Source organism: Streptomyces sp. NBC_00464, from assembly GCF_036013915.1.
Taxonomy (GTDB): Bacteria; Actinomycetota; Actinomycetes; order Streptomycetales; family Streptomycetaceae; genus Streptomyces.
The window spans coordinates 325,743-351,113 of sequence record NZ_CP107899.1 but is presented as its reverse complement, the minus strand read 5'-3'; the positions used below and the strand labels follow the sequence as shown (position 1 = coordinate 351,113).

General features: G+C 69.7%; 18 protein-coding genes and 1 riboswitch. Of the genes, 10 read left to right on the top strand and 8 right to left on the bottom strand.

Annotated elements, in window-relative coordinates; all coding sequences use genetic code 11:
* Window positions 1–210: 210 nt before the first annotated feature.
* Both OG912_RS01525 and OG912_RS01520 read left to right on the top strand, forming a co-directional pair.
* Window positions 211–1,098 carry a helix-turn-helix transcriptional regulator gene (locus OG912_RS01525; RefSeq protein WP_327707788.1) on the top strand — a complete coding sequence of 296 codons (888 nt, stop codon included), beginning with the start codon at window positions 211–213 and terminating at the stop codon, window positions 1,096–1,098.
* Window positions 1,099–1,288: 190 nt separating this feature from the next.
* Entirely contained in the window at window positions 1,289–1,981 is a 693-nt protein-coding gene (locus OG912_RS01520) for a hypothetical protein (RefSeq protein ID WP_327707787.1), read from the top strand.
* Between the two features lie 122 nt (window positions 1,982–2,103).
* On the opposite strand, the gene OG912_RS01515 is transcribed toward OG912_RS01520, so the two are convergent.
* Complete coding sequence (locus OG912_RS01515; protein WP_327707786.1) at window positions 2,104–2,334, bottom strand: hypothetical protein; 231 nt, start codon at window positions 2,332–2,334, stop codon at window positions 2,104–2,106.
* 197 nt (window positions 2,335–2,531) lie between these two features.
* On the opposite strand from OG912_RS01515, the gene OG912_RS01510 reads away from it, so the two are divergent.
* From OG912_RS01510 to OG912_RS01475, 8 genes are all read left to right on the top strand, one after another.
* Window positions 2,532–3,347: an SAM-dependent methyltransferase gene (locus tag OG912_RS01510; RefSeq protein WP_327707785.1), complete on the top strand. Its 816-nt coding sequence runs from the start codon at window positions 2,532–2,534 to the stop codon at window positions 3,345–3,347.
* Between the two features lie 206 nt (window positions 3,348–3,553).
* Window positions 3,554–5,620, top strand: a complete 2,067-nt coding sequence (locus OG912_RS01505) for a phosphocholine-specific phospholipase C (RefSeq protein ID WP_327707784.1) — start codon at window positions 3,554–3,556, stop codon at window positions 5,618–5,620.
* A gap of 112 nt (window positions 5,621–5,732) precedes the next feature.
* A riboswitch (SAM riboswitch) is annotated at window positions 5,733–5,842 on the top strand.
* Between the two features lie 47 nt (window positions 5,843–5,889).
* Window positions 5,890–6,339 (top strand): hypothetical protein, encoded by a 450-nt coding sequence (locus tag OG912_RS01500; RefSeq protein WP_327707783.1) that lies wholly within the window; start codon window positions 5,890–5,892, stop codon window positions 6,337–6,339.
* A gap of 155 nt (window positions 6,340–6,494) precedes the next feature.
* On the top strand, window positions 6,495–7,796 hold the full coding sequence (locus OG912_RS01495) for a cytochrome P450 (RefSeq protein ID WP_327707782.1): 1,302 nt from the start codon (window positions 6,495–6,497) through the stop codon (window positions 7,794–7,796).
* A complete protein-coding gene (locus tag OG912_RS01490; RefSeq protein WP_327707781.1) occupies window positions 7,793–9,049 on the top strand; it encodes a cytochrome P450 family protein in 1,257 nt (418 codons plus the stop codon). The genes OG912_RS01495 and OG912_RS01490 overlap by 4 nt, the downstream gene beginning before the upstream one ends.
* Window positions 9,050–9,410: 361 nt before the next feature.
* Window positions 9,411–10,385: an arabinan endo-1,5-alpha-L-arabinosidase gene (locus OG912_RS01485; RefSeq protein ID WP_327707780.1), complete on the top strand. Its 975-nt coding sequence runs from the start codon at window positions 9,411–9,413 to the stop codon at window positions 10,383–10,385.
* 95 nt (window positions 10,386–10,480) lie between these two features.
* A complete protein-coding gene (locus tag OG912_RS01480) occupies window positions 10,481–12,586 on the top strand; it encodes a pectinesterase family protein (protein ID WP_327707779.1) in 2,106 nt (701 codons plus the stop codon).
* 296 nt (window positions 12,587–12,882) lie between these two features.
* Window positions 12,883–13,890 (top strand): LacI family DNA-binding transcriptional regulator, encoded by a 1,008-nt coding sequence (locus OG912_RS01475; RefSeq protein WP_326740123.1) that lies wholly within the window; start codon window positions 12,883–12,885, stop codon window positions 13,888–13,890.
* Window positions 13,891–13,974: 84 nt separating this feature from the next.
* On the opposite strand, the gene OG912_RS01470 is transcribed toward OG912_RS01475, so the two are convergent.
* From OG912_RS01470 to OG912_RS01440, 7 genes are all read right to left on the bottom strand, one after another.
* A complete protein-coding gene (locus tag OG912_RS01470; RefSeq protein WP_326740124.1) occupies window positions 13,975–14,688 on the bottom strand; it encodes a GH12 family glycosyl hydrolase domain-containing protein in 714 nt (237 codons plus the stop codon).
* Between the two features lie 40 nt (window positions 14,689–14,728).
* Window positions 14,729–16,981: a glycosyl hydrolase family 95 catalytic domain-containing protein gene (locus OG912_RS01465; RefSeq protein WP_327707778.1), complete on the bottom strand. Its 2,253-nt coding sequence runs from the start codon at window positions 16,979–16,981 to the stop codon at window positions 14,729–14,731.
* Complete coding sequence (locus tag OG912_RS01460) at window positions 16,978–18,954, bottom strand: beta-galactosidase (RefSeq protein ID WP_327707777.1); 1,977 nt, start codon at window positions 18,952–18,954, stop codon at window positions 16,978–16,980. The genes OG912_RS01465 and OG912_RS01460 overlap by 4 nt, the downstream gene beginning before the upstream one ends.
* A 22-nt stretch (window positions 18,955–18,976) precedes the next feature.
* On the bottom strand, window positions 18,977–21,220 hold the full coding sequence (locus tag OG912_RS01455) for a WD40/YVTN/BNR-like repeat-containing protein (protein ID WP_327707776.1): 2,244 nt from the start codon (window positions 21,218–21,220) through the stop codon (window positions 18,977–18,979).
* Window positions 21,221–21,345: 125 nt separating this feature from the next.
* A complete protein-coding gene (locus tag OG912_RS01450) occupies window positions 21,346–22,317 on the bottom strand; it encodes a carbohydrate ABC transporter permease (protein ID WP_327707775.1) in 972 nt (323 codons plus the stop codon).
* Window positions 22,314–23,453 (bottom strand): ABC transporter permease, encoded by a 1,140-nt coding sequence (locus tag OG912_RS01445; protein WP_327707774.1) that lies wholly within the window; start codon window positions 23,451–23,453, stop codon window positions 22,314–22,316. Before OG912_RS01445 ends, OG912_RS01450 begins: the two co-directional genes overlap by 4 nt.
* Window positions 23,454–23,553: 100 nt before the next feature.
* Window positions 23,554–25,227 (bottom strand): extracellular solute-binding protein, encoded by a 1,674-nt coding sequence (locus OG912_RS01440; RefSeq protein WP_327707773.1) that lies wholly within the window; start codon window positions 25,225–25,227, stop codon window positions 23,554–23,556.
* Window positions 25,228–25,371: the final 144 nt, after the last annotated feature.

Genomic DNA, 25,371 nt, shown 5'->3' with positions numbered 1-25,371 from the left:
TTCCCCGCACGCCAGGGGCACGCCATCGGAACGGGGCCGGGCCACCGGGATACGGGGCGGGGGACACCCGGACACGGTGCAACACCATCAACCGTGCCTCCTTACGGCCGCCGCAGGCAGGCCGGGATGTTCCAGGGGGTGGCCAGCGGGGGTGTGACAGGGCCCCCCTCGGCGCGCATGTCACACCGCAGGCGGAGAGACACTGGTGGTATGGCACCTGAGCAGCACAGCAGCGGCGAGGAGCTGGCGCGCTTCCTGCGCGCTCGCCGCACCCAGACCAGCCCCCGGTCCGCCGGCCTCACCCCCGGTCCCGGCGTCCGCCGCACTCCGGGACTGCGGCGCGAGGAGCTGGCCACGCTCGCCGGGGTCAGCATCGACTACTACACCCGCATGGAACGCGGCAAGGAAACCCGCCCCAGCCCCGCTGTGATCGACGCACTCGCCCGCGCCCTCCAGCTCGATGACGCCGAGCACCAGCATCTGCGCGACCTCGCCGTCCGCGCCGCCCGCTACGCGCCCCGGGCCGCCCCCGCCCCCAGCCGCACCGTGCGCCCGCACCTGAAGCTGCTGCTGGAAACCGTGCGCCCGAGCCCGGCCTACGTCGTCAGCCGCAGCATGGACGTCCTCGCCCACAACCCCGGCGGCCTCGCCCTGTACGCGGGCATCGAGGACTGGCCCGCCACCCAGCGCAACCTCGGCCGCTACCTCTTCCTCCACCCCGCCGCCCGCGAGGTCTTCCCCGACTGGGAGAACCAGATCAGGCACTGCGTCTCCCGCCTGCGTGCCCTCGCCGGCACCGACCCCGACGCCCCCGACCTCACCCAGCTCGTCGGCGAGCTGCTCCTGAAGAGCCCCGACTTCGCCAAGCTCTGGGACCGCTACGACGTCACCGGCCGCAAGATCACCACCAAGACCTTCCAGCACCCCCAGGTCGGAAAGCTCACCCTCGACTTCCAGGGCATGGCCCTCGAAGGCACCCCCGGCCACCGCTTCGGCGTCTACACCGCCGAACCCGGCACGCCCGACCACGACGCCATGCTCCTGCTCGACATGACCGCCACCCACACCGAGCCCACACCCTCCCAGCAGAGGCCGTAGGCCCCAGGAGCCTGAAATAGGGGCTGGTGGTGCGTCATCGCGCCACGGGCAGCATCACGCGGATACGAGAGACCCGCCCCGCCGTGCAAGAGCTCGGCAGAACCGCTCGTCCGCTCAGGAGCGCCGGCGGCCCGGAAGTCGTGGCCGGCCTGGTCGGGACCTGTCAGTGGCAGCGTCTAGTCTCCCTCCCATGCGATCTCACAGATTTGTCACCGGCGTGACCGCCGTGACTGCCGTGGCCCTGCTCAGCGCGGGTTGCGGTTCCGACGACACCGCCGGTGGCGATGGCGCGAACGCCGCTGCGAAGGCTCTGCCCGTGGCCATCACCGGCTCGCAGGCGGACGTATACATGCGGGACAGTGGTGACAAGCTCAGGGTCACCCCCATCCCCGAGATCGGCGCTCCCCTGGAGCAGAAGGTGGAGCACGCGCTGCGCGAGGACGTGCTCAGCATCGCCAAGGTCCCTGGGAAGACCAGTGCCAAGTGCGCCGACGGGGTGACCAAGAAGGCCGGTGCGGTCAGCCGGTGCGTGGTGACGTACGAGGGGGCCGAGATTCCCTATGAGGTCAAGATCGGCGACAGCTACACCTCCGGCAGCAGCATCATCTCGTACACCAAGGAGCCCAAGAAGGGCCTTTTGGTCGGCAAGCTCGTCTACCAGCTGATCAACGATCAGTACGGTTCCGAGTCGGGTCGCACGGACGCCAGCAAGGTCGCTTGCGACAAGCTCCCCACCGCGAAGACCTTCGCGTACGGTGCCGATACCGGATACACGTGCCAGTACTGGGGCAAGTACGCCGCCGAAGGCGAGCCGGGCTACCGGACGCTGCAGATCAAGCTCGCCACCCAGGGCTCGGGTTACGGCTTCAACGAGCTCGACTGACAGCTTTGACAGCCGTCGAGCCGACGGCAGCCAGGCGTGCTGCCGGGTGGGCGCTCGCTGTGAGGGCACCACCCACCGAGGCCCCGCCGCACGTCGGTTCGGACGTGACGGCGGGGCGTCCTTCATCTCCGGTCGTACGGGACGAAGCTCTGTGACGGCCCCCAGCACTGCAATGCGCGGGTGCTGGGGGCCCGGGACGCCAGGTCGGACGCCTGTCGGGCCGCCGTCTGCTCCGCTCGCAGGTGACCGATGCAGCGCCGCAGCGCATCCGTGCCGTGGAACACGCGGTAGTTGCCGGCTTCCAGTACCGCCAACTCGTCCGCGGTGGTCTCCGGAGCGAGGACAACCGGCACCCCCACCTCCTCCTGGAGCCCCTGGGCCGGTAGGCGGCGGCGACGTGGTCGTCGAGAGCTCGTGACATTCCCTTCGCTTGGCTCGCCCGCGGCCAGTGGCCTGATCCGAGTTGCCGTTCGCAGCGGGGACGAGGGTCGGCCATGCCCCCGGATAGGTTGAGTGCGTCCCTCAACTTCCTTTGTGCCAGGAGGCACTCGTGAGCGAGCACCCAGTGCCTTCCCAGGCCGGTATATCGGCGCGGATCGATACCACGCGCCCACATTCGGCCCGCTTCTGGAACTACTTCGTGGGTGGGAAGGACAACTACGAGGTCGACCGTGAGATCGGCGATCAGATCAAGACGTTCTTCCCCGGGCTCGTCGATGTAGCAGTGGCGGGCCGACAGTTTCTGCGCAGGTCGGTGAGCCATCTGGTGCAGGAACACGGCATCAGGCAGTTCCTCGACATCGGGACGGGTCTGCCCACCGCCGACAACACCCACCAGGTCGCCCAGGCAATCGCCCCGGACGCGCGCATCGTGTACGTCGACAACGACCCCCTGGTCCTCACTCATGCGCGGGCTCTGCTCACCAGTGCGCCGGAGGGGGTCACCGACTACATCGATGCCGACCTCTACCAGCCTGATGCCATCCTGGCCGAGGCGGCGAAGACCCTCGACTTCGATCGGCCCGTCGCGCTCATGCTGCTCGGCATCCTCGGCCATGCCGGCGACTTCGCCCGTGCGCGTGATGTGGTGCGCGCACTCATGGCCGGGCTGCCGGCCGGGAGTTTCCTTGTCGTGTACGACGGCACGCGGACCAGCGAGGGCATGATCGCCGCGGAGAAGGCGTACATCGAGAGCGGTGCCGTGCCGTATTACGTCCGTGAGCCCCAGGAGATCGCGACGCTCTTCGACGGACTGCGCATGATCGAGCCCGGGTTCGTACGGCTCAGCGCATGGCATCCCGATGCCGACAGCGCGACGGTGGCGGCTGATGTGGATGCGTTCGGAGGCGTGGGAGTGAAGGCGTAGGGGGCGGTGGCCGGCCACGGGTGTGCGGGGCGGTCTGCCCGTCACGATCGAGTGCAAGGGCAGGATCGTGAGCCGTTCGGTTGCCGACTGTTCGGCCGATCGCCATCACGTGCACACCGCACGGGTCTTCCGTAGGCGCGGTCGATTCTGGAACACTCCAGTCGCTTTCGCCCCCACATCCCCTCACCCTGCAGAGGCCCCCACCCATGGCAGAACTCAACCGTCGCCGCCTCCTGCAACTCGCCGGAGGCACGGCCGCCTACACCGCGTTGTCGAGCAGCATCGCCCGCGCCGCATCCCTGCCCGCGCGCGGGCGTACGGGCTCCCTCCAGGACGTCGAGCACATCGTCGTCCTGATGCAGGAGAACCGTTCCTTCGACCACTACTTCGGCACCATGAACGGCGTCCGCGGCTACGGCGACCCTCGGCCGGTCACCCTGCCCAGCGGAAAGCCGGTCTGGCACCAGAAGGACCTCCTCGGCAGGGAGGTGCTGCCGTTCCGGCCGCCCGCCGACGAGCTCGGGATGCAGTTCCTCCGGGACCTGAACCACGACTGGGCCGGCGGGCACTGGGCGTTCAACAAGGGTGCGTACGACAAGTGGGTGCCCGCCAAGACCGCCACGACGATGGCTCACCTCACACGCGAGGACATACCGTTTCACTACGCCCTCGCCGACGCGTTCACCGTCTGCGACGCGTACCACTGCTCGTTCATCGGATCGACCGACCCGAACCGCTACTACCTGTGGAGCGGATACACCGGGAACGACCGCACCGGCGGCGGTCCCGTGCTCGGCAACGACGAGGCGGGGTACGGCTGGACCACCTACCCCGAGCGGCTGGAGCAGGCCGGGGTGTCGTGGAAGGTCTACCAGGACATCGGTGACGGTCTCGACGCCGCCGGGTCCTGGGGATGGATCGACGACGCCTATCGGGGTACGTACGGTGACAACTCGCTGCTCTACTTCAACAGTTACCGCGATGCCGCGCCCGGTGATCCGCTCCACGACAAGGCCCGCACCGGGACCGACATCAAGAACGGCGGGGGCCTCCTCGACAATCTGAAGGCCGATGTCCGGGCCGGGACCCTGCCGAAGGTTTCGTGGATCGTCTCTCCGGAGGCCTACAGCGAGCATCCCAACTGGCCCGCCAATTACGGTGCCTGGTACATCTCGCAGGTGCTGGACGCCCTGACCGCCGATCCCGAGGTCTGGGGCCGGACCGCCCTCTTCATCACCTATGACGAGAACGACGGCTTCTTCGACCATGTCGTGCCGCCCTTCGTGCCGTCGGGGGCCGCGCAGGGACTGTCCACCGTGGACACCTCCGCCGACTACTTCCCCGGTGACATCCGGTACGCCGCCGGACCGTACGGGCTCGGTCAGCGCGTGCCCATGCTGGTCGTCTCCCCGTGGAGCACGGGCGGGTTCGCGTGTTCCGAGGTCTTCGACCACACCTCCGTGATCCGCTTCATGGAGCAGCGCTTCGGTGTGCACGAGCCCAACATCTCGCCCTGGCGGCGCGCCATCTGCGGTGATCTCACCTCAGCCTTCGACTTCCGCCGTACGGACACCTCGGACGTCCCGCTTCCGTCGACCGATGCGTACGAGCCTCCGGACCGCCTCCGGCACCCCGACTACGTCCCCGCGCCGCCCGCCACCGGCAGCGTGCCCAAGCAGGAGAAGGGGGCCCGGCCCACCCGGCCGCTGCGCTACGCGCCCGTCGTCGACGGTGCCGCCGATACGGCCACCGGCAAGTACCGCCTCACCTTCAGCGGCGGCGCCGCCGCCGGGGCACAGTTCCTGGTGACCTCGGCGAACCGCACCGATGGGCCCTGGACGTACACCACCGAGGCCGGCAAGTCGCTGTCGGACAGCTGGAACACCGCCTACTCCAAGGGCGTGACCGACCTCACCGTCCACGGTCCCAACGGATTCCTGCGCACCTTCCGGGCAGACGGCAAGGCAGTGGGCCCGGAGGTGACCGCCCGTCATGATGCCGCCACCGGTGGGCTTCAGCTGACCTTCGTCAACGGTGGTTCGGCGACCGTGCGTCTGACCGTACGCAGTGCCGTCGGGTACGGGGGAGGGGTGCAGACCTTCGCGGTCCGTGCGGGCGCGACCGTGAAGCACGAGCTTGACCTGCGGGGGAGCAAGAACTGGTACGACATCACCGTCGTCTCCGACGTGGACGCCACCTTCCTGCGGCGCTTCGCCGGACACGTCGAGACCGGCCGGGCCGGTTCGAGCGACCCGGGTCTCGTCACCGGGTGAGCGACCTCGTCCCGGCGGGTGGTCCGGGGTTGCGTGGTGCCCGTTGCCGGGCGCCGCGCACTCCTGACCACCCGTCGGGCCGTGCCGTTTGCGTGGGTTAGAGTCGTGGGTGGGTCATGAGTTCCAGCGCACAGCCCCGGCTTGCTGGACGGCACCCCGCTCCGCTGCGGGTGCTCCGGGTGACGACCTGCCCCGTGCGCAGGGTACGGGGAACAGCGGACCGCGGTGCAGGGCACTCGGGGTCCTCATCCCGGAAGGCGAACCTCACCATGCTGCGTCATCTCGCTCAGAACGACTCCGTGCGGAGCGACGACTGCTCCCGCTTTGCCGCGGGCCACCGCGTGCACTGGATCCACGCCAAGAAGTGCCGGCAGGAGCCGGGGCAGGCCGTCGAGGTCCTGCTCACCTCCGGTGACGTCGGCGACGACGGCTGGGTCGAACTGCGTCCCGCCTTCGATTACGCGGGTGACCTTCCAGCGGTCTGGACGCATGCCCCTGGCGCGCTGCGGGAGTCCCTCGCCGATCACCGCGGACGGGTGTACTGGCTGGCGCGCTGGCATGCGCTGAAGCTGGTGGAGGGCGAAGGCGGAGATGGCGGCGAGAGGGATGCCGGGCTGGTCAACGTCGCTCTCCAGGGCGGAGATCTGTGCGAGGGAGGTTCCGTCCGGGGCGGGGATGCGTGCGAGAGCGGCCCTGCGCGGGGCGGTACATCGCGATGATCGTCAATTGTGGTGAGATGTCGTCCCGTTGTTCCGTTCAGGGTGTGGGATTGACCGCCGTTGACAGTTCCGGCGTCACATAAAATCCTTATAGTGGCCATGCGTTGATCGCATGATCGTGACGCTTGCAGTTGTCGCCACAGGAGTCAGGACTCATGACGCGCCCTTCTTCCGCCGAGCCCGCGCCGACGTCCCCTCCTTCTCCTCCGCCTCCGGGCTGTCCTGCTCACGCCGGGGCCGTGCCACTTGACGGGCCCGGGTTCCAGGCCGAACCCCAGGCCGTCTACCGCACCATGCGGCGTGATCACGGGCCCGTCGTCCCCGTGGAACTTCCGGGCGGGTTCCCCGCCTGGCTGGTCGTCGGGTACCGCGAGCTCCATCAAGTCACCAGCGACGGCGAACTGTTCCCGCGCGATGTCGGCCTGTGGAACCAGTGGCCGCACATTCCCGACGACTGGCCGCTGCTGCCCATGGTGGGGCGCCCCATGCCGTCGATCTACTTCAGCGCGGGGGAGGAGCACCGGCGCCACGTCCGGATGGTCGGGCCGGCCCTCGAAGGAGCCGATCCGCACCAGATCCGCAGCCACTGCGAGCAGTTGGCCGACCGGCTCATCGACGACGTGTGCAGCCGCGGCACCGCCGACCTTGTCGCCGACTTCTGCGAGCCCCTTCCCGTCCTCGTCCTCGCCCGCCTGGTCGGCTTCCCCGACGCCGAAGGCGCCGACATCGCCCGGGTGTTGAAGGACCTCGCCGACGGCGGGCCGGACGCGCAGAGCGCCCATCTGCGGTTCGGGGAACACATGGCCCGGCTGGTGGCCGCGAAGCGGGCCGCACCCGGGGACGACGTGACCTCCCGCATGCTCGCGTTCCCCGAGGCGTTCACCGACGAGGAGTACATGCTCGACCTCATGGCCATCACGGCCGCCGGGCACCTCACCACCGCCGACTGGATCAGCAACTCCGTGCGGCTGATGCTCACCGAGGACATGTTCGCCGACTCCATGGCCGGCGGCCGGCGCAGCATCGGCGAGGCCATGAACGAGGTGCTCTGGGAGGACACACCCACCCAGATCCTCGCCGGACGCTGGGCCGTACGGGACACCCAGCTCGGCGGGCAGCGGATCAAGGCCGGGGACATGCTGCTGCTGGGGCTCGGCGCCGCCAACACCGATCCGCTGGTCCGCCAGAGCATGTCAGGCGCCGGACCATCCGGGCAGGGCGGCAACGGCGCCCATCTCGCCTTCAGTCACGGCGAGTACCGGTGCCCGTTCCCCGCCCAGGAGATCGCCGAAGTCATCGCCCGTACCGGCATCGAGGTCCTGCTCGACCGGCTGCCCGATCTCCGGCTCGGCGTCCCCGTCGCCGATCTCGTACGACGGCCCTCCGCGTTCCTGCGAGGCTCGACCTCGCTCCCTGTTCGGTTCACCCCCGTTCGTACGACAGGAGACTTCTCGTGAACTGCCCCCACGCCGCCGCCCAGGCAGCAGCCCAGGACAGCGGCACCGTCGTCATCGACCCGATGGTCCAGGACCTGGACGGTGAGACGGCGCGGCTGCGCGACGCCGGACCGCTGGCCCGGATCGAGCTGCTCGGCGTACCGGCCTGGGCGCTCACCCGGCACGCAGACGCACGCCAACTCCTCCTCGATCCACGCCTGGTGAAGGACATCGACGCCTGGAGCCTGTGGCAGAGCGGCGAGGTGACGCACGCGTGGCCGCTCATCGGGATGATCGACGCCGGCCGGTCCATGTTCACCGTCGACGGAGACGAGCACCGCCGGCTGCGGACCAAGACCTCCCAGGCGCTCACGCCGCGCAGGCTGGAGGCGATACGCCCCGACATCGAGAAGTTCACCGAGGAACTGCTGGACGCGCTCGCCGAGGGCGGCAGGGACGGGGCCGTCGTCGACCTCAAATCCGTGTTCGCGCAGCCGCTGCCCATGCGGGTCGTCGGCATGCTGATGGGGGTCGACCCCGCTGCGAACGCCATGCTGACCCGCCAGTACAAGGCCTTCTTCTCGATGCTCACCCCGCAGGACGAACGCCTGGCCCTCCTCGCCGACCTGGACGTCTTCTACGCCGGGCTCGTACGCGAGAAGACCGCGCAGCCGACCGACGACCTGACCTCCGCGCTCATCCTCGCCGACGAGGGCGGCGAGCCGCTGACCGAGGAAGAGGTGGTCGGCAACCTCAAGGCGATGGTCGCCGCCGGGCACGAGACCACGATCGGGCTCATTCTCAACGCCGTACGCGCCCTGCTGGCCCACCCCGACCAGTTGCGGATGGTCCTCGACGGAGAGGTCTCCTGGGAGACCGTGATCGAGGAGACCCTGCGGTGGGACACCCCGACCACCCACTTGCTGATGCGGTTCGCCACCGAGGACATCCAGGTCGGTGACGGTGTCATCGCCAAGGGCGAGGGCGTCGTCATCTCCTACCGGGTGATCGGCCGCGACCCCGAGCAGCACGGCCCCGACGCCGAGGCCTTCGACATCACCCGCCCCACCCCCATCCGGCACATGACCTTCGGTCACGGTCCGCACATCTGCCCCGGCGCGGCGCTCTCCCGCGTCGAGGCGGGGATCGCCCTGCCGGCCCTCTTCGGCCGCTTCCCGGAGCTGCGGCTCGCGGTGCCGGACGCGGACATCCGCAAGCTGCCCGTGATGACGCAGAACGACATGGAGGCCTTCCCCGTTCTGCTGGGTGCCTGAAGTCGTCCGAACGACGTTCTCCCTACGGGCGCGTGTTCTCCCCGCGCCCGTAGGGATCCCTGGTGAGCTGCTACCTCATGGTGACCGTCGGCGCCAGGGGCATGGCCATCGCGCTCCCCGCATCCGCGGCGATCCCGGATTCTGCGCGGGCGTGCGCGATCCGTTGACGCAAGAGCTGTTCGACTCTACGGTCCGTTCGAAGGTGCGAGCAGTATTCGATATGTCGAACGGAATGCCCTGGCGTACCGGAGTCATGGGATTTCCTGAAATAGCGGCACCCTCGTGACAACCGGACTTCCTTTGGCGGCGACTGCTGTACGAGCCCACGCTCCTCCCGTAACCGAACACAGGAGGTCCCCTCATGAGCCGCACCACCCTCCGAAGGACCCTCGCGGTCCTCCCCGCCGCACTTCTCCTGGCCCTCGTGCCGGGCAGCGCGTCCGCGTACCCCAACCCCGGCACTGTCACGGGGGACGTCGTCGTCCACGACCCCTCGATGGTCCGGACGTCCTCGGGGCAGTACCTGCTCTACTCGACCGGCGACAACCTCCAGCTGCGCACCTCCACGGACCGCACCGCCTTCGGCCGTTCCGGATCGGCGTTCAGCACACCGCCGAGCTGGTGGAAGAACTACTCCTCGGCCTCCGACCCATGGGCGCCGGACATCTCGTTCCATGGCGGCAAGTACCTGATGTACTACGCGGTTTCGTCCTTCGGGTCGAACACCTCGGCCATCGGACTGGCCGGCTCCACCACCGGGCAGCCGGGCAGCTGGACCGACTACGGAACGGTGTACACGTCGAGCTCGTCGAGCGACTACAACGCCATCGACCCCAACCTCTTCGTGGACGACGACGGCAAGTGGTGGCTGTCCTTCGGCTCCTGGTGGACCGGGATCAAGATGATCCGCATCGACCCGTCCACCGGCAAGCAGTACGCCGGTGACAGCGCACGCCGCTCGCTGGCCTCCCGCCCCACCGGGACCAAGGCGGTGGAGGCGCCGACCGTGGTGAAGCGGAACGGCTACTACTACCTGTTCGCCTCGTACGACACCTGCTGTGCGGGCACGAGCTCCACGTACAAGGTCAAGGTGGGCCGCGCCACGAGCGTGACGGGGCCGTTCTACGACCGCAACGGCGTGAACATGCTCAGCAACGGCGGGACGGCGGTACTGGAGTCGCACGGCCGCTACATCGGGCCCGGCGGGCAGTCGGTGCTCGCCGACTCCGACGGCGACCTGCTCGTCTACCACTACTACGACGGTCAGGACAACGGGGCCCCGAAGCTCGGCGTCAACCTCCTCGACTGGCGCAGCGGATGGCCTGTCGCGTACTGACCTGACCGCCCGTCGCACCTGCCCGGCAACCATGCGGCCACCGGCGGCAACCAGTACCTGAACGCCACATCTCCTCAACGGGAACGGTTCAGGTCATGACAGCGGAACGCCGAACGGCACAGCACGTCCCCCACAAGCCGGCAGGCAGCAGCCACCGCAGCAGCCGCAGCCGCACCACACGACTGGCGGTGGCGACAGCGGTCGCCACCGCCCTCGCGGCCGGATTCGCCGCCACCACGGCGAACGGTGCGACGGAGATCCGGAACACCCCCTACCCCGCCTCGTCGGCCGCCTCCCCGGTCCGGGCCGACGAGGCGGCCGACGGCTACGCCTCGGTCGACGCCCTCGGACAGGACGGAACGTACGGCGGGCGCGGCGGTGAGACCGTGACCGTGCGCACCCTCGCCGACCTGGAGAAGTACGCGACGGCGGCACAGCCGTACGTCATCGTCGTCGCGGCGGCCATCACCATGGACCCCAAGGGCAAGGAGATCAAGGTCGCCTCCGACAAGACGATCATCGGCTCCGGCACCTCCGGGCACATCGTCGGCGGCGGCTTCTTCCTCGGCCAGGGAGTGCACAACGTCATCATCCGCAACCTGACGATCCGGGACTCCTACGCCGGGACCTGGAACGACAAGGACCACGACTGGGACGCCATCCAGATGGACGGCGCCCACCATGTGTGGATCGACCACAACGACCTGCGGAACATGGCCGACGGGCTGATCGACAGCCGCAAGGACACCACCTACCTCACCGTGTCCTGGAACCGGCTCCAGCACGACAACAAGGCCTTCGGGATCGGCTGGACCGAGAACACCACCGCCGACATCACCATCCACCACAACTGGTTCCACGAGACCGAACAGCGCAACCCCTCCACCGACAACGTGGCCCACGCCCACCTGTACAACAACTACCTCCAGGACGACCCGGGCACGGACATCACCACCAGTTACGGCAACTACGCCCGCGGGAACACGAACATGGTCCTGGAGAACAGCTACTTCGACGGGCTGAACAACCCCGTCACCCGTGACAGCACCGCCACCCTGGTCCAGCGCGGCAGCATCTTCCGCGGCACCGGCGGACGCAACGAGAGCGGCGGCGGTGCCTCCTTCGACCCGCGCGCCTCCTACCCCTACACGCTCGACAGCGCCGCCGATGTGCCCGCGCTGGTGAAGGCGGGGGCGGGGCCGCGCTCCACGATCGCCGCGGCGGCCGCCACCGCTGCCGCCGCGACCACGCTCACCGTCGCCAAGGACGGCAGCGGTCAGTACCGCACCGTGCAGGCCGCCGTGGACGCGGTGCCCGCGGGCAACACGGCCCGGACCGTCATCGCGATCGCGCCCGGCACCTACCGCGAGCTGGTGAAGATCCCCTCGGCCAAACAGAACGTCACGCTCCAGGGCACCGGACCCGGCCGCAAGAGCACCGTCATCGTCTACGACAACGCCTCGGGTACGCAGAAGCCCGACGGATCGGGGACGTACGGAACGGGCGGCAGCGCGACCGTCGCCGCCGAGGGGGACGGCTTCCAGGCCCGTAACCTCACCATCGCCAACGACTTCGACGAGGCCGCCCACCAGGACATGAGCGGGCTGCAGGCCGTCGCGCTGCGCACCGCGGCCGACAAGGTGTTCCTCGACTCGATCATCACCGAGGGCGACCAGGACACGCTGCTGCTCGACACCGCCGCCAAGGACAGACTGGGCCGGGTCTACATGACCGACTCCTATGTCGTCGGCAACGTCGACTTCATCTTCGGCCGGGCGAGCGCGGTCATCGACGCCTCGGTCATCACCCTGAAGAAGCGGTGGAACGGCAGCTCCGCGGGATACGTCACCGCCCCCAGCACGGCCGCCGACCGCAAGGGCTTCCTCATCAACAACTCCACCGTCAACGGCGACGTCTCGGCGGCGAGCTTCTATCTCGGGCGCCCCTGGCACGCCGGTGGCGACGCCACCCTCGACCCGATGACCACTGTCCGCGACACCACTCTGAGCGCAGCGATCCGGCCGGCGCCGTGGACCGACATGAGCGGGTTCTCCTGGAAGGACGACCGGTTCGCGGAGTACCGCAACGACGGACCCGGCGCCGGTACGGCGAGCGGCGACCGTCCGCAGCTCAGTGACAGCGGGGCGGCCGGGCAGGAGATCGCCGACTGGCTCGGGAGCTGGACCCCGTCGGCCTCCTGAGCCACGGGTACCCGCGCGCCCCCTGATGTTCCACGCCCCGGGCCGGGCATATCGTGGCGGTAGCCGAAACGGCTGCCGCCACGGCCCATCCCGGGCGGCGGGCTGCCGGGACATCGAGTCGAAGCGCTTCGACAGCGCTATGGACACGCTGTGTGGGCAGGTCTAGGCTCGCACCATCCGGGCATGTCACAGGCGGACCGGGCGAAGTCGAAGCGCTTCGCCACATCTGACTGGAACGGCCGGTGCAGGCCGGTTTCCGTGCCGGTGTCCGACGATGTCCCGTGATGGAGAGCTGAATGGTCACCCTTGCCGAGGTCGCGCAGCACGCCGGAGTCTCCGCGAGCACGGTGAGCTATGTCCTCAGCGGGAAGCGGTCCATCTCGGTGCCCACCAGGGAGCGGGTCGAGTCGAGCATCCAGCAGCTCGGCTACCACCCCAACGCCGGTGCGCGCGCGCTCGCCAGCAGCCGGTCGAACATCATCGCGCTCATGGTGCCGCTGCGCACCGACATGTACGTCCCCGTGATGATGGAGATCGCCATCGCGGTCGCCACCACGGCCCGCACCCACGGATACGACGTCCTGCTCCTCACCGGTGAGGAGGGACCCGCCGCGGTGCGGCGCATCGCCGGCAGTTCGCTGGCCGACGCGATGATCCTCATGGACGTCGAGCTCCACGACGAACGGCTGCCGCTGCTGCGTGACACCGACCGGGCCGCCGTGCTCATCGGACTGCCCGCCGACACCGACGGACTGACCTGTGTGGATCTCGACTTCGAGGCGACCGGAGCGCTCTGCGTGGACCACCTCGCCGGCCTCGGTCACCGCGAGGTCGCCGTGATCGGCGAGGCGGCCGCGGTGTACGAGCGGCACACCGGATTCGCCGAGCGGACGGTCGACGGGATCCGCGCCAAGGCGCAGGAGACCGGTGTGCGCGTGCTGCACCGGCCCTGTGAGGGCGGCTACCCGGCGATGGCGCAGACCCTGTCGCGGATATTCGACGAGCGCCCCGGCACCACCGGGTTCATCGTGCAGAACGAGTCGGCGGTGGAACCGCTGCTCAATCTCCTGCGGCAGCAGGGCCGGGCGGTGCCCGAGGACGTTTCGGTGGTCGCGATCTGCCCCGAGCAGGTGGCCTCCCAGGCCTCGGTGCGGCTCACCTCCGTGGCCATCCCCGCGCAGGAGATGGGGCGCCGCTCGGTCGAGCAGGTCGTCGCGAAGCTCTCCGGTCGCGGCACGGACGAAGTGGAGCTGCTGGCACCCGAGCTGACGGTGCGTGAGAGCACCGGTCCCGCTCCGAGGTAGTGCCGGACACGGACACGCGCACGAGCCGGCCCCCGCGCGGGGGCCGGCTCCTTGTGTGTACGGATCAGCCGGAGGAGGAACGGATCAGCTGGAGGAGACGCCGAATCCGTTCGTCGTGAAGTCCAGTCCGCCTGCCGACGAGGTGACCTCGTAGCCGAACTGGACGTCACCGATGGTCTCGTTGCCCCACCAGCCCTTGGTGTCCTTGATCCACTTCAGGATCGGCAGGATGTCGACCGTGCCCGAGGTGGAGTCCGAGGTGCGAAGGAACGAGAAGACCTGGTTGGCCCCGTTGTCGCCCTTGTAGACGGTCCAGGTGTGGCCGCCCAGCGTCACGTTTCCCTGCGAGGTGCCGAGCGGACCCACGGCGCCGTTGTAGTTCACCCAGAGCATGACCTCGTAGTCGTAGTCGCTGTCCCAGATGTCGTACGAGGTGTTGTAGGCACCGGACGACGGGACGGTGACGTTGTAGTTGCTGGTGAGCGACGACAGCGAGGTGATCGACTTGTTGACTACCTTCTTGGCGTTGGGGTACGACTTGATGCCGCCCGTGTTCGGGTGGTCGGCCCGAACGCCCCAGTTGCTGGATGAGTTGGCCCAGATGGACTGTGAGCCTGCGCCGGAGCCCCAGATGTTGTTGTAGAGGGTGTAGCCGTCGGACGTGGTGTAGTTGCCCCACTGGTCCGAGGAGGACCAGATCGCGGCCTGGGCGGGGGCCGCGGCGAAGCCGATGAGGGCCGCCACTGCCGTTGCCGGGGCCAGTACGAACCTGCTGAGGGTGCGGGTGCGTGTTGCCATGGGTGTCCTTCCATGGTGGGGGGATGGGGTGGGGGGAGTGCTACCGCCGCCTCAGATCGAGGACGCGGTCCACGCCGGCCGTCAGCTCCAGTGGAGCCGCGGTGCTTCCGGCGGAGGAATCGGTGAGGATGCTGCCGTTGCCCGTACGGACATCGATCCGGGCGTCACGGGTGGGATGCAGCACCACGGTCGCGGAGCCGTCGGAGTTCCAGCGCAGGTCCAGCCCGGCGCCGAACCTGGTGCGCACACCGCGCAGTTCGCCGCTCGGGCAACCGGCCGGCGGTGCGGGAAGCAGGACCAGCCGGCCGGGCGTCGACTGGACGAGCGACTCGATGACCACCGCGGGCAGTGTGTGGGCGGCGTCCGCGTTGTAGACGTTGCGGGACGGATAGTGGGCGCTCATCAGCGAGTCGTGGAAGAAGTCGCCCGCCAGCACGGCGTCCAGCGCCGCCGAGACCCGCATGCCGTCCCGGAGGCGTGCGGCGATCAGCGCATGGTGGAGATGCCCGTGGGCGGAGTCGTTCTCCGATCCGCGCAGTTCCAGTGCGCGGTGTGCGGCGGCCGCGAGCTCCGGGGTGTCGTACGGATTGACCGCGTCCAGCGGCCACACCGGGTACAGGTGGCTGAGGTGGCGGTGGTCGTACGTCTCCTCCAGGCCCGGCCATGCCCACTCGGCGAGCGCGCCGTCCTCGTTGACCCGGTAGTCCGGGAGCCGGGCCGCGAGCTCCCGCCGCCGTGCGGAGGCCGGAGCGGTGGGGGAGCGGTCGGCCGAAGCGGTGAGCGCGTGGCGGGCCGCCGCGATGTCCATCGTCGCGTTCACCGTCCCCCAGCTCGCGTTCGCCGGACGGTTCTCGGGTGAGTACGAAGGCACGATGGCCACGGTGCCGTCGGGCGCGGTGCGGGTCAGGAAGTCCTCGTAGAAGAGCGCGACTTCGTGGAGCGCGTCGACCAGCCGGGGATCCGTCGCCCCGCTCGTCTCGGCGTGCTCGATCAGCGGTTCCAGGAGCCAGTCCGCACCGGCCGTCCACAGGTGCAGCGGATAGGCCCGCTGGTAGTGGCGGGTGTGGCCGGACTCGCCGTCGGTGTGGGACGGGGCGACGATTCCGCGCGCCCCGAACAGCGCCCGTGCGTTGTCCCGCCAGTCCGCCAACTGCCCGTACACCAGCGAGGCATGGGCCTCGGACACCTCGGGCAGCGCGGCGGCCGACGCCGAGGCGATCTGGAGGTTGAGGTTGGCGTTGGTCGTGAACGCTCCCGACCAGGCGGTGTCCCAGTCGCCCGTCCACAGGCCGGTGAGCCGGGGCGGCAGCACACCGGAGGACGAGAGCAGGTGGTACCGCCCCGCGGCGAACAACCGCTCCAGCAGGGCGGGGCTGCCGGGCCGGCGCACCAGCTCGCTGCCGGGCAGGGCGCGTTCGGCCGGATCGGCGTCCAGGCTCAGGGAGGCCCGCTGGAAGGCCGGGCGGTGCAGTGCGCGGTGGCGCGCCAGCAGCGTCGGGTAGTCGTCCTGCGGCAGGGCGGCACACTCCGCCGCGAGGTCCAGGCCGCCCGTGTGGCGCCGCACCCGGGTGAGCAGCAACAGGCTCCGGGCCCCCTCGACCCGGATGCCCTCGCCCGCGACCGACACCCTGCCGCCGTCCGCCCGGACCACGGTCACCCCGGTGTAGGCGAGTTCGCTGTCCGGGTAGCCCACCCGCAGGGACAGCCGGCCGCCGCCCGGCGTCAGCACGGTGCTGCGGCCGATGGCGAGGCGCGGCGGAGCGCCCGGCAGCGCGTGGTCCAGGGTCAGGTCGACCGCGAGCCCGGGGCCGGTGACGTACTGGACGATCACGTCGTCGGCGCGGGAGACGAAGACCTGACTGCGCCTGCCCTCGCACACGGCCGTGATCTCACCCGTGGTGAAGTCGACCGTACGGCGGTAGCCCGCGGGCGGCTCGCCGCCGTCGGAACCGGACGAGGAGTCCGGCGTGGGCCGGATCCTGGTCTGGAAGGCCGGGTGGAAGGGCTGCACCCACACCAGCGGCCGGCCCGCCCCGAACCGCTCGGCGGCCGTGGCGTCCCCGGCGAGCAGGTCGCTCTGCAGCTGGTCCAGCCGGTCGGCGAGCTCGGGCGGCCGCAGGTGTTCGCTTCCGTTGGGCCGGACCAGGGTGTGGTGGTTGACGACGACCCGGTCGTCGACCGGGTCCCCGTACACCATCGCCCCGTGCCGGCCGTTGCCGCCGAGGAAGGCGTCCTCCCAGCGGGCGGCGGGACGCGGCTCCCACGTGCCGTCGATGTGCGTGCGGACGGTCATGGCGCGGCGCTCCGCAGCACGGCCACGCCGTAACGCCCCAGCTCCACCCGGTCCTCGACCGTCCGGCCGGTCAGCAGTTCCTCGTGCGCACCGGGCACGGCCACGGTGACGGAGTCCCGCCCGTGGTGGAGCAGGAAGAGCAGCTCGCCGCGACGGACCGCCTCCACCCCTTCGGGCAGCCCGGCGAGCACGGGCTCCACGCCGGCCGCCCGCACCATGTCACCGAGCAGCGCACGCAGCGCCTGCGGCTCCGGCAGCGTCGACAGGTAGTGGGCGCGGTCCCTGCGGAGCACCGCGGGCAGCCCGGCCAGCTCGCCTTCGCGATACGCGGCCACGACCTCGGTGCCCTGTGTCGCCTCCAGCTCCTCCGACCACAGGGTGCCCCTGAAGCCGTCGCACTCCACGGCCGAATCCGCGTCCAGCGGCCACCACTCGTGCAGCGTGCGGATCCCGAACAGCTCGCGCAGCCGCGCGTCCATGCCGCCGGGCCTGATGCGGTCGTCGACGTCGGCGACCCCGCTGAAGAAGCCGCAGACCAGGGTTCCGCCGCCCTGCGCGTACGCCACGAGATTGTCGATCGAGGCGTCGGTGAGCAGATACAGATGAGGTACGGCGACCGCCTTGAACCGGCTGAGGTCGGCATCCGGGCGGGCGAACTCCGTGGCGACACCGTTCTCCCACAGGGCCCGGTGCCAGCGCTGCACGACCTCGGTGTAGTCCAGCAGCGAGGACGGCCTGCCCTCCTGCGTGCCGGCCCACCACGAGTCCCAGTCGTGCAGGATCGCCACGTCTGCGGGTACGTCACCGCCGCCGACGGCCGGGCCCAGCGTGGCGAGTTCCGCTCCCAGGCGCTTGATCTCGCGGAAGGTGCGGCCCTGCTCGCCGGCGTGGGTGAGCATCCCGGAGTGGAACTTCTCCGAGCCCTGCCGGGACTGCCGCCACTGGAAGTAGCAGACGGCATCGGCGCCGCGCGCCACGGCCTGCAGCGACCAGAGCCGGTTCAGGCCCTCGGGCTTGGGGTGGTTGACGCCCCGCCAGTTGACCGGTCCCGCCGCCTGTTCCATCAGCATCCACGGTCCTGCGGCCTGCGAGCGCGTCATGTCGGCGAGCATCGCGTTGTACTGGCCGCCCTGCGGGTCCCGCGGGTCCGGATAGATGTCGACGGAGACGATGTCCTCCTGCGCCGACCAGGCCCAGGCGTCCTGGCCCGACCACAGCGGCATGAAGTTCGTCGTCACCGGAATGCGCGGGGTGTGCCGGGCCACGATGTCGCGCTCCGCGACATAGCACTCCATCAGCGCGTCGGAGGTGAACCGCTTGAAGTCCAGCACCTGCGCCGGGTTCTTCATGTACTGCGCCTTGCGCGGCGGCAGGATCTCGGTCCAGGAGTCGTAGCGCTGGCTCCAGAACGCCGTGCCCCAGGCCTCGTTGAGTGCGTCGACCGTGCCGTACCGGCTGCGCAGCCACCGGCGGAAGTGGGCGGCCGTCTCGTCGCACCAGCAGTGGGTGCAGTACTCGTTGTTGATGTGCCAGACGGTGAGCGCGGGATGGTCCGCGTACCGCGCCGCGAGGTCCTCGGTGAGGGCCGCGGCGTAGCGCCGGTAGACGGGGGAGCTCGCACAGAACTGCTGGCGCGAGCCGTACCAGACGACCGAGCCGTCCTCGGTGCGCGGCAGGGTCTCCGGGTGCCGCGCCCCCATCCACGGCGGCGGGGACGCGGTCGGGGTGGCGAGCACGACGCCGATGCCGTTCGTGTGCATCAGGTCCATCAGCCGGTCCAGCCAGCCGAACTCCCGTGCTCCTGGGCGTGGTTCGATTTTCGCCCAGGAGAAGACGCCGAGGGTGACGGAGTTGACCCCGGCCTCCTTCATCAGCCGGGCGTCGTCCTCCCACACCTCCTCGGGCCACTGTTCGGGGTTGTAGTCGCCTCCGAAGAGGATGCGGCCACGGGCTGCGTCGCGCAGGGACGGCATGGCGTCTCTCGTTCCTTCTTGCTTATGCGGGTTCTGCGTACTGGATGCCGCGGCCGTTGGTGCCCAGGTAGACACGGCCGTGGACGCGGGGGTCGCCGGTGATCACTTCGCCGGTCCAGCCCCACTGGTGGGAGTCGTCGTTGATCCGGACCCAGGTGGCGCCCGCGTCGTCCGAGCGCAGCACCGCCACGCCGTCGTGCGTCGCGGAGACCCTGCCCGTCTGGAAGACGGCCGGATAGCCGGCACCGGGCCGCTTGCGGTCCTTCACCGGAGCCGCCCTGCCGAAGCCGAGGGCGTGCGAGGCCTGGCAGCCGGCCACGGCCGTGAACGTCAGCCCGCCGTCCGTCGAACGGAACAGTCCGTTGTCCTTCGCGGAGAGCCACAGGTCGCCGCAACGTCCGGGCGCCGCCGCCACCTTGAACTGCACGTCACCGGAGGGGAGTCCGGCCGCGCCGGGGGCGAAGGTCGCCCCGCCGTCCGCGGAGTGGAAGACCGCTCCGGTGTCGGTGTCGTAGACGTAGAAGCGCCGCGGGTCGAGCGGATCGGCGACCGGGGCCGCGCCCTTGGGGAACGTGGCGACCTCGGTCCAGCTCGCGCCGCCGTCGGTGGAGCGGTGAGCGGGGTACTTGGTGCCGTCCCAGTGGACGAACGACCAGAGCAGGACCGACCCGTCCGCGGAGACCGCGACCGGACCGGGGGCGGAGGCGGCGATCTCCGGCTGGGTGGCGAACGGCTGCCAGGTCCTGCCGCCGTCGTCCGAGGACGCCCCGGCGGAGGTGGAGCCCGACGGCCAGCCCGTCCGCACGACGTAGGCGGGCTTCAGCGCGGCCAGGGCGAGGCCGGTGGCCGTGCCGAAGACCGGATTCGACGCCATGCCGCGCGACGGGGAGGCGGTCAGCGAGTCGTGGTACATCACCCCGATGTCGCCCAGGCCGCTGAGGAGACGGGCGCCCTTTCCCGGCGGGGCGAGCAGGAAGCGTACCGACGACTCCTCCAGACCTCGGATCTCCGGGGCCCAGTGGACGAGGTCGCGGGTCCCGAAGATCGTCGCGCCGGTCCCGAACACGATGTGCCGCGAGTCGAACGGGTCGACGGCCACGGCCTGGATCCACCAGCCGAACTTGGCCTCCCCGCCCCACCGCAGATAGGGGGTCTCCGCGACATCGAGGACCGCGGTGTCCTTGAGCGAGGTCCAGGTGGCACCCGCGTCGGTGGAGCGGAACACCGTGTCGATCTGCGACCAGCGGTTGTTGGTGGTGACCACGAGCGTGCCGGCGCGGCGCGCGTCGACCGCGACACCGCCGTAGCCGAAGCCGTCACCGGCCGCGGCGTCGGGCTGCACCGGTGTGACTTCACTCCAGGTGTCCGTCACCGTGTCGAGGCGGTGGACGGAGCCGGCGGACTGCCCGTTGGGGCCCGGGGCGTCCGCGTAGGTGACGTACAGGGCGCGGCCCTTGGCGTCGTACGCGGCCCGGACCGGTACCTTCGTCGCCGCACTGCCGGACGGCTGACCGGGCACGGCCTCCCAGCCGCCGGAGCCGTCTCCACGGTAGAGCGCGCTGCCTCCGTCACCCCAGCCCGCGTACACCACCCGGCCCGCGGCGGCGAGGAACATCACGCCCTGGCCGCTCGCCGACGCGGTGGCGGGGAAGTCGGCCGCGGCCCACGTCGCACCCCGGTCGGTGGAGCGCAGCAGCCCGTCGTGCCGGGTGCCGAGCCACAGCGTGTCGCTGTCCCGCGGGTCCACGAGCAGCCGCTCGCCGGCCCCGCGCCCGTCCTCGTTGGCGCCGAGACGCACCGTCAGGTCCGCCCGCTGCCAGGTCGCGCCCCGGTCCTCGGAGCGGAGCACCGCGCCGGGGCTCGCCCAGGACTGGGCGTACGTACCGCAGGCCAGGTAGAGGCGGTCCGGGTGCGCCGGGTCGACGGCCAGGGCCTCGATGCCCAGCAGATTCCAGTCGTCCCAGCCGAGATGGTCGGTGAGCGCGGTCCAGCGGGCCTTCGCGTCGTCCCAGCGGTAGGCGCCGCCGATGTCGGTACGGGCGTACGCCAGTCCCTTCACGGAAGGGTGGAACAGCACCCCGGTGACGAATCCCGTCCCGCCGATCGCGGCGGTCCGCCAGCGATGGGGCTCGGTGGACTCGTCCCGGTGGTGCTTGGATGCGGCTGCGGCGGGGCCCGCGACGGGCAGGGCCACTGCGGCCGCGGCGACGGCCGCTCCCGCGAGCACGGTTCTACGGCTGGGCGTGGGCGCAGACGAAGCGCGCATGGCGAACACCTTCCGGACAAGGGCAAGAAGGACAAGGGGAGGGGAAGCGTGGAGGAGGGGAAGAAGGGGCGGGGCCGGTCCCGGACTGTGCGTGGACCGGCCCCGCACCGGGGCTGTGCTGCCGATCAGCCCTTCACGGCGCCGGTGAGCATGCCCTTCTGGAAGTGCTTCTGGACGAACGGCGACAGGATCGCCACCGGGATCAACGCGAGGATCATGACCGCCATCTGCACGGCGAGGCTGTTGATCGACCCGTTGCTGACCGCCGCGCCCATGGCGCCCGGCGGGACCTGGTGCTGGAGGACCAGCTGGCGCAGGATCATCTGCAGCGGGTACTTCTCGCTGTCCTGGATGTAGAGCATCGCGTTGAACCACTGGCTCCAGTAGCCCACCGCGTAGAAGAGCGAGATCACGGCGATCACGGCACGCGAGAGCGGCATGATGATCTGGAGCAGGATCCGCCACTCGCCGGCGCCGTCGATGCGGGCCGCGTCGATGAGTTCGGGCGCGGTGTCCATGAAGAAGCCGCGCAGGACCAGCACGTTGAAGACGCTGATCGCGCTGGGCAGGATCATCGACCAGTAGCTGTCGCTCAGACCGATGCCGGTGACCAGCAGGTACGTGGGGATGAGCCCGGCGCCGAAGAACATCGTCGCCATCAGGGTCATCAGCAGCGGACGGTGGGCGTAGGAGTCGCGGCGGCTCAGTCCGTACGCGCACAGGACCGAGACCACCATGCTGACCACCGTGCCGACGACGGTGAGGCCGACGCTCACGGCGGCCGCGCGGGTCACCGCGCCACCGCTGAGGAGCTCCTTGTAGGCGACGAACGTGATGCTCTTCGGCCAGACGACCAGACCGCCCGCGTCGTTGATCGCCTTGGTGTCGGAGAGACTGGTGACGAGCACCACCCAGATCGGGATGATCACGATCGCGCAGATCGCGACGAGTCCGAAGCCCTTGAAGGCGAGACCCGCCTTGGTGGGCTCCTCCTCCCAGACGGGGCGGGGTTCCGTGCGCAGGGCGCGCTGGAGCGGAGTCTCCGCGCGGGGCGCGGGCTCTGCCGGGTCCTTCTCACGTTCCAGGAGAGTTGTCATTTCTTGGAGTACACCCCCTGCTCGCCCAGCATGTGGGCGACCTTGTTGGCACCCAGCACCATGGCGACGCTGAACAGTCCCTTGAAGATGCCGGCGGCCGCCGCGTAGCCGAAGTCGCCGGTTTTGATGCCCGTCCACCAGATGTAGGTGTCCAGGATTTCCGAAGCGCCGGCGCCGACCTGGTCGCGCTGGAGCAGGATCTGCTCGAAGTCGAGGTTGAGCGCGCTGCCGACGCGCAGGACGAGCAGGAGCGCGATGACCGGACGCAGCGCGGGCAGCGTGACATGCCACATCCGGCGCCAGCGGCCCGCGCCGTCCACGGCCGCGGCCTCGTACAGATCGGTGTTGACGGCGGCGAGCGCGGCCAGGAAGACGATCACACCCCAGCCGGCGTCCTTCCAGACCGCCTGGGCGGAGACCAGGAACTTGAAGAAGCCCGGGTCGGTCATCAGGTCGAAGCCTTCGTGGCCGTGCTCACGCAGCCACTGGGCGACCAGCCCGGCGCCGCCGAACATCTGCTGGAAGACGGTGACGACGAGCACCCACGAGAAGAAGTGCGGCAGATAGACGACTGCCTGGACCCAGGCCCGGACCCGTGCGCTCATGATCGTGTTGACCAGCAGCGCGATGGCGATCGGGATGGGGAAGAACAGGACGAGCTGGGTGATGAAGATGACCAGGGTGTTGATGAGGACTTCCCAGAAGCGGTAGTCCTCGAAGATCCGGGTGAAGTTGTCGAAGCCGACGAAGGGGCTGCCGGTGATGCCCAGGTCGTACACGTCGTAGTCCTGGAAGGCCACGATGTTCCCGAGCAGCGGGATGTAGTTGAAGAGCAGCAGCAGCGCGATGGCAGGCAGGGTCATCAGCACCAGGGTGCGGTCGCGCCGCAGCCGTTGGCGCCAGGTGATGCCGCCCGCCTGTGGCCCGGTACCCGTTGGCGCCGTGTTCGCCGACCCCTTCTTCGCCCTCTTCGCCTTCTTCGCCGTACGGGATCCGCGCGTACCGATCGCGCGGGACCTGTCCGTCCGTGTGCCGCTTCCGTCCTTGCCGTCCCCGTCACCGCTGCCGCCGGCCGAGGCTCCGGCCCCGTCGGCGGTGCGGTCCGGGTCGGTCGTAACCGTGGCCCGTGGCTTCACCGTGTACTCCCCATGTCGTGCTCCCCACCACGGCCGCCGGGCTTCGTGCGCCCGGCGGCCTTCTTGCTGTCCTGCGTACGGCTGGTGCGCGTCGTACGCGTCAGACGCCGGAGCCGTTCTTGTCGAGAATGTCCTGGTACCAGTCGCGCAGCTTGTCGCCGCCGCTCTTCTTCCAGGTGTTCACGGCCTCGTCGACGTCGCTGACCTTCTTGCGGCCGCGGCGGATGTCCTTCTGGAGGTCGTCGAAGGGCGTGTACAGGGAGGCGTACCGCTGCGGCTCGACGACCTGCATGCCGAAGAAGAGGGGCTTCTTGACGTTCGGGGCCTGGCGCGCCATCCAGGCCGCGTAGTCCTTGGCCAGCTGCGGCTGGTCCGGGTAGGCGATGGAGGTGGGCGGCGAGGCGAGGAACAGGAAGGTGGAGGGCTGCGCCTCCTCGACACCCTGCGGGGTGTAGGTCGGGGCCCCGTCCTTGATCGTGTAGTGGGTGCCCTTCACTCCGTAGTTGGTGAGCATGAACTCCTCGGTGCCGTACGGCGCGGCCGCGTAGTCGGCGATCGCGAGGAACTCCTCGATCTGCGCCTTGGAGAGCTTCTTGCTGAGGAAGGTGAAGATGCCCGCCGGGTCGTCCTGCCACAGGACCGGCTTGCCGCCGTCGTGGTTGAAGAAGTCCAGCGCCTGCATGTCGAACTTGGGGTTGGCGGCCGCCTGCTCTGTGACCATGCCCTTCCAGCCACCGGTGCCGTCGTTGTACATCACCACGTGACCGCTGGTGAAGCGGATCTTCGAGTCGGCGTCCTTGCCGGCGTCGGCGTCCGGGTGGACGTACCCGCCGTCGTGGAGCTTGCGGGCGAAGGCGAGCGCCTCGCGGTATGCCTTCGTCTCGATCTTGTGGACCAGCTTGCCGTTCTCCAGCTGCCAGTAGTGCGGCGCGTCCGGCAGCAGGCCGTAGATCTTCTGGATGCAGGTCCAGAGGTCGTCGAACGCCCAGACCTTCTGCTTGGGAGCGGTGTGCTCCTTGCCGAAGGCCAGCAGGTCGTCCGCGCTCGCCGGCACGGCGCCGGAGCCGATGAGGTCCTTGCGGTAGAAGATCGCGTTGCCGATGATCGGCGTCGGCATCGGCAGGCCGCGCAGCTTGCCGCCGAAGACCGAGTACTGCCAGGCGCCCGTCGGGATGTTCGCCAGGTTCGGGTACTTCTTGACGGCGTCGCCCGCCAGGTAAGGAGTCAGGTCCGCGAACTTGGCGCTGATCGCGTTGCGGATCTGCCCCTGCATGTTCCAGCCGGGGATGGTCATGACGTCCGGGATGTCCGAGCCGGCGAGGACCGCGCCGATCTTGTCCTGGTAGGTGTTGCCGTCCTGCGGGTCGAAGTTGAGCTTGGCGCCGACGGCCTTGTTCACGGCCGCGTAGTACGGGTTGTTCTTCTTCGGGACGGTGCCCCACAGCGGCGTCATGACCCGGAACGACGAGCCCTTGCCCGGGACCGACTTCACGGAGACGACCAACGGGTCGGGCAGCTTGGTGAAGCCGGGGCTCGAACCGTTGACGCTGGCGACGTCGGGCTGGACCAGGTTCAGCGGGGCGTAGGACGGCACAACCTTCTTGAGGGCCTTGCCCGTTGTCGTGCCTTCCTTGCTCCCTGAACCTGAACCCGAGCCACCGCATGCGGCGAGCAGCGGTACCCCGCCGGCCACGGCGACAGCGGCGACCGCGCCCGTGGCGAGGAAGCTTCTCCGGCTCGGAGCCGTGGAGGAGGGGGTGGAATTCGGCGTCATTGCGTCAACCCTTCGAGGCGCACCAGGACGACACGTGGCGGGCGACCGCCGTTCGGTTCCTGTGTCTGAGGTGGAGCGTTGCTGACTGGGCCGGCGTGACCGGCCGCAGGTGAAGCGGTTCAACAGGGAAGCGGCAGAACCTGT

Bases quoted from the DNA above. Each gene is read 5' to 3' on its own strand.
- OG912_RS01480 (WP_327707779.1), top strand. From the start codon at position 10,481: ATGACAGCGGAACGCCGAACGGCACAGCACGTCCCCCACAAGCCGGCA.
- OG912_RS01525 (WP_327707788.1), top strand. From the start codon at position 211: ATGGCACCTGAGCAGCACAGCAGCGGCGAGGAGCTGGCGCGCTTCCTG.
- OG912_RS01475 (WP_326740123.1), top strand. From the start codon at position 12,883: ATGGTCACCCTTGCCGAGGTCGCGCAGCACGCCGGAGTCTCCGCGAGC.
- OG912_RS01450 (WP_327707775.1), bottom strand. From the start codon at position 22,317: ATGACAACTCTCCTGGAACGTGAGAAGGACCCGGCAGAGCCCGCGCCC.
- OG912_RS01455 (WP_327707776.1), bottom strand. From the start codon at position 21,220: ATGCGCGCTTCGTCTGCGCCCACGCCCAGCCGTAGAACCGTGCTCGCG.
- OG912_RS01495 (WP_327707782.1), top strand. From the start codon at position 6,495: ATGACGCGCCCTTCTTCCGCCGAGCCCGCGCCGACGTCCCCTCCTTCT.
- OG912_RS01520 (WP_327707787.1), top strand. From the start codon at position 1,289: ATGCGATCTCACAGATTTGTCACCGGCGTGACCGCCGTGACTGCCGTG.
- OG912_RS01505 (WP_327707784.1), top strand. From the start codon at position 3,554: ATGGCAGAACTCAACCGTCGCCGCCTCCTGCAACTCGCCGGAGGCACG.
- OG912_RS01460 (WP_327707777.1), bottom strand. From the start codon at position 18,954: ATGCCGTCCCTGCGCGACGCAGCCCGTGGCCGCATCCTCTTCGGAGGC.
- OG912_RS01470 (WP_326740124.1), bottom strand. From the start codon at position 14,688: ATGGCAACACGCACCCGCACCCTCAGCAGGTTCGTACTGGCCCCGGCA.
- OG912_RS01440 (WP_327707773.1), bottom strand. From the start codon at position 25,227: ATGACGCCGAATTCCACCCCCTCCTCCACGGCTCCGAGCCGGAGAAGC.
- OG912_RS01500 (WP_327707783.1), top strand. From the start codon at position 5,890: ATGCTGCGTCATCTCGCTCAGAACGACTCCGTGCGGAGCGACGACTGC.
- OG912_RS01485 (WP_327707780.1), top strand. From the start codon at position 9,411: ATGAGCCGCACCACCCTCCGAAGGACCCTCGCGGTCCTCCCCGCCGCA.
- OG912_RS01465 (WP_327707778.1), bottom strand. From the start codon at position 16,981: ATGACCGTCCGCACGCACATCGACGGCACGTGGGAGCCGCGTCCCGCC.